Here is a 6537-nt window from a genome sequence, read left to right on the forward strand (position 1 = left end):
GGCGAATTTTACACTTAAATTGTTTAAAATAGGTGTATGACGATGACACCGAAAACACTTATTAGCGCTAATCATATTAACCTTAGCCACCACGGAAAAAAGGTACTCGATGAGGTTAGTTTTGAGTTAAAAGCGGGTGAATTTATTACCTTAATTGGCCCGAATGGTGCTGGAAAAAGCTCATTAATTAAAATCCTGCTTGGGCTTATTGCACCTGATAATGGCAAAATTAAGAAATCTAAAAACATTAGACTGGGCTACACGCCGCAAAAATTCATTGCCAATGAGTTCATTCCTATCTCAGTGGCTGATTTCTTAAAACTCAACCAAAAAATTGACACCCAATTTTTAATAGACACTGCCACACTCACAGGCATTGAAACACGACTACATTTACCTTTAAACAGTTTATCTGGTGGCGAAATGCAGCGTGTATTACTAGCTCGTGCATTGCTGGCAAAGCCCAATGTCCTTATCCTAGATGAGCCCGCACAAAATCTTGATGTTGATGGACAAATGCAACTCTACCAACTCATTCAAGACATTCACCAACAACAAGGCTGTGCGGTACTGATGGTCTCTCACGATCTGCATCGAGTGATGAAAGAATCAACTCAAGTGCTGTGTTTATATCACCACATTTGCTGTATGGGTCAGCCTGAGGCTATTATTAAAGACAGTCAGTTCAATCATCTGTTTGCCAACCAAATGGACGAATTAATGGCAACCTACGAACATCACCATAATCATAAGCACAAACACTAAATTGTAACCGACAATTCCAGTGTAATCTAATTCAGAATTTAGGGTCTGATATAATATCTGTTTTTTTGACTCATGGATTTACTATGAAAGATATTATCGAAACGGCTTTTGAAGACAGAAACAATCTTAACCCACAAACTGCCAGCCCAAAAATCAAACAAGCTGTTGCAGAGGCTATCCATCTACTTGATTCAGGTCAAGCACGAGTAGCCGAACAACAAGGGGTGGGTGATTGGAAAGTTAATGAATGGCTAAAAAAAGCGGTGCTACTGTCTTTTAGATTAGAAGACAATAGACCTATGCAAGGCGGTTTCACTCAATACTACGACAAAGTACCTTCAAAATTTGCCGATATGTCCACAGAGGAATTTGCAGCAGCAGGGGTTCGTGTTGTCCCGCCAGCAAGTGCACGCCGAGGCTCCTTTATCGCCAAAGACACGGTGCTAATGCCTAGTTATGTCAATATTGGTGCTTATGTGGACTCAGGCACCATGGTAGACACTTGGGCAACTGTCGGATCATGTGCACAAATTGGTAAAAATGTTCACTTGTCTGGTGGTGTTGGTATCGGTGGCGTATTAGAGCCATTGCAAGCCAGTCCAACGATTATCGAAGATAACTGTTTTATCGGTGCACGCTCAGAAGTTGTTGAAGGTGTGATTGTTGAAGAAGGAGCGGTAATTTCAATGGGGGTTTATATCGGACAATCTACCAAAATTTTTAATCGTGAAACAGGCGAAATTACTTACGGTCGTGTGCCAGCAGGCTCGGTTGTTGTTTCAGGTAATTTGCCTTCAAAAGACGGCAGTTATTCACTTTATTGTGCAGTAATTGTTAAACAAGTTGATGCCAAAACCCGTTCCAAAGTAGGCATTAATGCGTTACTAAGAGGCATTTAATTACCCGTCTGAGAAGCCTTTATATGAATATGAATGCTCATTAATTCTCTGTATTTACACGAAGATCTTCACTAATTTTTTTTAGTTGTTTGATGTAGTTAAGTAATGAATGATCTTCTCTCCAATCACAAAGATGTTCATTGCCAAAAGTTATGCCAAATTCTTGTTTTACATGCTGATAATGATATCCTAAGATGTCTTTTAAGGGTAAATCTGGAATTTTGTCGTTTGAGTTAACCACGCGCCAAGAATGGGCAATGGCATTATCATATATTGAAGCATAATTAGGGGAACCTGTGCGAGGCCCTGCAAATGAGTAAAGAATGGGTTCTTTGTATTTTGTATTCTTAGCAATATCAAGCGCATTCAAAACAGCAAGAGCACCGCCCATACTATGACCAGTTACATATATATTACCTTTTATTTGCCTTGCTTTAAGGAAGTTCAAAATCTTATCTTGAGGGGAGCAACTTTCTTCTGTTGATGTATATATCTGATAAAACCCAGATTCAACTTTGCTTTTTTCCGCAAGGTAGGCGCATTCTTCTTGCTCAAATTGTGCCACTTCGATCCATTCTTCGATTGAACCAACGCCACGCCAACTAATATAAATATCTTCTCCCTTAGAGGCAATAAAGCCCAATGGAAAAAGTTTGCCTTCATGCATTATTTGGAATGTGGCTTCTAATTGATACCCTTTAGGTCCCAGCCATTTTTTCCCTTTTTTGTAATCAGAGTATTGAATAGATGTCTCAAGACTCAAATTAGCTAACTCTAAGGCTAAACTTATATTAAATTTTTCTAATAAAGTCATATTAGTTAAACAAAATTACTGGCAATTCAATGAAGAAGACTTGTCAAGCAACCATAAACACTCACCAACCTTGCCTCCCTTTTGATTATAAAATCTAAAGGCCTTGCCTGTATTTGTCAAAATTCCGTAACCGAAACCTGACCGAGAGTAAACAAAATTAGCCATATGCTTGTTAATATCAACCGCTCTTTTCATACTATTGCTAATTTTATATAACTTTGTGCCACTATTGCCAATAATCAGCTGATCGTAATCAGTTCGCATATCTAGTGTCTGTAAATAATGGGCGTGTCCAGCAATGAATAATGTGTGCGTGGGCAGTAAGTCTTTAAAGGCTATTTGTTGAGTTAAATTTCCATAATAATATTTAGATTTAATTTTATTGTAAGTCCACATAGGCCGATGTGTCAAAAATATATTGGTCGAATCTTTATCGATTTTTAACTGCTCTATTGCCTTTTTATAAAGCGCTAATTGGGCATCGGAAGTGTGATCATCCTGACCATAACTACTGTCAAACATAATGTAATTAACATTTTTCAACTTAAACAGATAGGGTTTTTCCATCTCGGTGCAAGCTTGCCCCGTCTTTTGATACGCCCATGGCGATAAAAAACGAAACCAGCCATTTTCTGCTCTACTACAACCTTCGTGGTTACCCCGAGAAAAAGCAATCACTGACGATTGAAATAATGAACTGGCAGGCGTAAACCAATCCGCATTCCAAGTATCCCAATTGTATCCACTTGGCGAACCTTGACAGCCCTTATTACCCTCAGGACAAGGGGATTCTCGGTAAAAATAATCACCTACATGCAAAATTATATCGGGGGTTTTAGAGGTAATACTCTCGCTTAACTCACGAAATGGCCAAGCCTCAGCATCGTTACATGCTTGAGCGCTGACCTTATTAATACGACATCCTGTATCACCTAAGATAGCAATACGATTGACTTCACGGGGTAAAGTAGGCAACACCCGCTGTTGAATTTTGATTGATTGAGTATCACGACTGACTAACAGTTCACATACCGCTGGAAAATTTGCCACCTTGGGTGCTCTTAATTGCATAGCAGTGGGGATATTATTAACACTCACCTTTGGACACAGCTCATCTTTTAATAAAATGGCTCTAACGCTGAGCTGGTTATTGGCGACCATTTGAACCCATTGATAAGGGGATTGCGCATAAGTCATAAATGACAATGACCCCAACAAAACTATCATGACGCACTTAAAAAACTTCATAAAAAACCTCTTGATTAGAAATATTTGTATCCATAACAAAGGCTTCATTTAATAACTCACACCAAAAATAACACCAAGTAACACGCTTATACCGATATATTGATTGTGTAAAAATGCCTTAAAACAGGCGTTTTTTTCACGCTTTTTAATTAAAAACTGATGGTAAGACATAAGCCCAAACACAATAACAAGCATAAAAAAATATTCTGATTTTAACGCAAAGACCGATCCAATTACAAGCAAAATAACCATCAGCGTCAATTGCAATATGGCAATAATTAAACGGTCAAACTTGGCAAATAAAATAGCGCTAGATTTAACCCCAATCTTTAAATCTTCTTCCCTATCTGCCATTGCATACATAGTATCATAAACGACCGTCCATACAACAGTTGCTAGAAAAATCCACCATGCATCATTCGGCACACTGCCATTCGTTGCAGCAAATACCATCGGCACACTCATCGCAAATGCACAACCAAGCACCAATTGTGGCAAATGCGTCCAGCGTTTGGTAAATGGGTAAAGTATCGCCAAAAAACCTGCAATTAACGCCAATTGAACGGTCAAAGCATTAGTCATCAACACCAAACCAAAGGCAATCGCCATTAATATAGAAAATAAAATCAACGCCGACTTAGGTTGGATTTCACCCGTAGTAATAGGGCGGTCGCTTGTGCGTTCAATCAATTTATCGATTTTTCTATCGGCATAATCGTTAATCACACAACCTGCTGAACGCATTAAAATCACACCCAAGGTAAAAATCAAGAATAATTTTAAATCAGGCACACCCTCTGCCGCCAACAACAACGCCCATAGAGTAGGGTAAAGCAAAAGATAAATGCCTACAGGCTTGTCCAAACGCATTAGGCGAAAATAAGCATTCATAAGGTTGCCAAAAATGCCTGCAATTCAACTGACAATGGTGCTTTAACAGTTTGAATTTCCTCAGTACTTGGGTTGGTAAAAGTCAATTGATGTGCATGTAAAAACAAACGCTTCAGCCCTTGAGCATGTAATTTACGGTCAAATTCTCTGTTGCCATATTTATCATCTCCTGCCAGCGGATGCCCTACATATTGTGCATGCACACGGATTTGATGCATTCGCCCAGTCTCAATTAACACCTCAACCAAAGCCGCATCAATGCTGTCAAAATTCTTCAACGGTTGAAAATGACTCAACGCCTCTTTGCCTTTGACATCCACCACCGTGCAACGAGAATTTTGATACAAAGGTGCATCAATCGTATGGCGTTTTTTTGACCATGTGCCTTTAACCAAAGCCGTATAGCGTTTTTCCATTTGATGTTGCACCAATTGCGTATGCAAATCTTTCAACACACTGCGTTTTTTCGCTATCAACAACACCCCCGAAGTCGCTCTATCAATACGATGCACCAATTCCACTGGCGTGTTAAACATCTCTCTAAGTGCCTCAATCACCCCCACTTCAATCCCACTGCCCCCATGCACCGCCAAACCACTCGGTTTGTTAATCACCAACAGTCCTTTATCCTCATACAAAATACTCTCAGTCAACAATTTTTTAAGACTATCAGAAGTTTTGCCAGACCTTGGCTCAGCGACCCGAATAGGCGGAATACGCACCACATCCTCAATTTGTAATTTGTAATCCGCCTTTTTCCTGCCTTTGTTAACCCGCACTTCTCCTTTGCGAATCACCCGATAAATATGCGATTTTGGCACCCCTTTTAGATGCTTCAATAAGTAATTATCCAGTCGTTGCCCTACTGCAAACTCATCAATTGTCTGAAAAATAACACTCATAATGCAAACAAAGTTTTAAAATTATTCGTAGTCGAAGCCGCTATTGTCTCCATACTTTCCCCCCGAATTTCAGCCAATTTTTCAGCCGTATAATAAGTATAAGCAGGTGAATTTGCCTTACCCCGATATGGCACAGGCGTTAAATAAGGTGCATCCGTCTCCACCAAAATCCTATCCAACGGCACTTTTTTAGCCACCTCACGCAAATCCCCCGCACTCTTAAAAGTAATAATGCCCGAAAATGAAATATAAAAACCCAAATCCAACGCCGCCTTAGCCGTCTCCCAATCCTCAGAAAAACAATGCATCACCCCTTTTTCCGCCCGCTCTTCCCGCATAATCGCTATAGTGTCCGCCCGAGCATTCCGAGTATGAATAATCATCGGCTTACCCGATTGATTTGATGCCTGAATATGCCGCCTAAATCGCTCTCGTTGCCAATCAGCCCCCGCCTTTTCCACATGAAAATAATCTAACCCCGTCTCCCCAATAGCAATAATATCCTCCTCATCCGCCAACCTCAATAACTCCTCCACACTCGGATCCCGCCCCTCCAACTCACAAGGATGCACCCCAACTGAGGCATAAATTTGTGGATATTTTCTCGCCAAAGAAACCACCCCCTCAAAATGCTCCAAATCAATACAAACACACAAAAACTCTTCCACCGACAGCGTCTTAGCATGTGCCAACAAACTCTCCATACTACCGCCAAAAGCCGTCAAATCTACCCTATCTAAATGACAATGTGAGTCAATAATTTTCATTCTAAAATTCCCTAATTACAGCAATATAATCTTTAATAATAAATTATATAAATATAAAGCTCATATTTTGATCAGCATCCGATAAAAACATGAGCACTAAATTTGTACAGTTTATTATTCTGTGGTAATTCAGCTCAACAATGAGTTTTTTTATACTTCTTTTCTTCTATAAACTCTTCAATGTTTGCAATAACATCTTCTAGGTGCGTGAAAATATCTTCTTTTTTCTCATTCAAGTCTCTATAAGTAGC

General features: G+C 39.7%; 7 protein-coding genes. 2 read left to right on the plus strand and 5 right to left on the minus strand.

The features are described 5' to 3' along the window. Positions 1–42 precede the first annotated feature (42 nt). Positions 43–765 carry an ATP-binding cassette domain-containing protein gene (locus CRYPD_RS01130; RefSeq protein WP_138145730.1) on the plus strand — a complete coding sequence of 241 codons (723 nt, stop codon included), beginning with the start codon at positions 43–45 and terminating at the stop codon, positions 763–765. An 83-nt stretch (positions 766–848) separates the two neighbouring features. Further along, positions 849–1664 (plus strand): 2,3,4,5-tetrahydropyridine-2,6-dicarboxylate N-succinyltransferase, encoded by an 816-nt coding sequence (gene dapD, locus CRYPD_RS01135; RefSeq protein WP_138145731.1) that lies wholly within the window; start codon positions 849–851, stop codon positions 1662–1664. A gap of 40 nt (positions 1665–1704) precedes the next feature. On the opposite strand, the gene CRYPD_RS01140 is transcribed toward dapD, so the two are convergent. The 5 genes from CRYPD_RS01140 to CRYPD_RS01160 are packed head-to-tail and all read right to left on the minus strand — an operon-like array spanning position 1705 to position 6286. After that, positions 1705–2478, minus strand: a complete 774-nt coding sequence (locus tag CRYPD_RS01140) for a lipase family protein (protein ID WP_138145732.1) — start codon at positions 2476–2478, stop codon at positions 1705–1707. Between the two features lie 15 nt (positions 2479–2493). Further along, positions 2494–3726, minus strand: coding sequence for a metallophosphoesterase (locus CRYPD_RS01145; RefSeq protein ID WP_171004266.1), 1233 nt, complete (start codon positions 3724–3726; stop codon positions 2494–2496). 48 nt (positions 3727–3774) lie between these two features. Further along, the gene (gene ubiA, locus CRYPD_RS01150) at positions 3775–4617 is read right to left on the minus strand and encodes a 4-hydroxybenzoate octaprenyltransferase (protein WP_138145734.1); all 843 of its coding nucleotides are present in this window, start codon (positions 4615–4617) and stop codon (positions 3775–3777) included. Further along, positions 4614–5519, minus strand: a complete 906-nt coding sequence (locus CRYPD_RS01155; protein WP_138145735.1) for an RluA family pseudouridine synthase — start codon at positions 5517–5519, stop codon at positions 4614–4616. Before CRYPD_RS01155 ends, ubiA begins: the two co-directional genes overlap by 4 nt. After that, positions 5516–6286 (minus strand): TatD family hydrolase, encoded by a 771-nt coding sequence (locus CRYPD_RS01160; protein WP_138145736.1) that lies wholly within the window; start codon positions 6284–6286, stop codon positions 5516–5518. The genes CRYPD_RS01155 and CRYPD_RS01160 overlap by 4 nt, the downstream gene beginning before the upstream one ends. Between the last annotated feature and the right edge of the window lie 251 nt (positions 6287–6537).

This window comes from Bathymodiolus heckerae thiotrophic gill symbiont (assembly GCF_900180345.1).
Taxonomy (GTDB): Bacteria; Pseudomonadota; Gammaproteobacteria; order PS1; family Pseudothioglobaceae; genus Thiodubiliella.